Here is a 217-nt window from a genome sequence, read left to right as displayed (position 1 = left end):
GGCGAAAGCAAAGGCAGCAGCGGCCGCGAAAGCGAAAGCGGCGGCGCTAGCGAAACAAAAAAGAGAAGGAATGGAAGAAGGAACAGAAGAAGAGAAGGCAAAGGCGAAGGCAGCAGCAGCCGCAAAAGCAAAAGCGGCGGCGCTAGCGAAACAAAAAAGAGAAGGAATGGAAGAAGGAACAGAAGAAGAAAAGGCAAAAGCAAAGGCGAAGGCAGCA

General features: G+C 52.1%; 1 pseudogene. It reads left to right on the top strand.

What is annotated here, in order from left to right:
- Positions 1-217, top strand: a pseudogene (locus MR083_RS28390) (NADH-quinone oxidoreductase subunit C); the annotation flags it as partial.

This window comes from Bacillus cereus group sp. BfR-BA-01408, from assembly GCF_022663305.1.
In the GTDB taxonomy this organism is placed as follows: Bacteria; Bacillota; Bacilli; order Bacillales; family Bacillaceae_G; genus Bacillus_A; species Bacillus_A pacificus.
Note: the sequence above shows the minus strand (reverse complement) of the source record. Positions and strands in the feature narration are given on the sequence as shown.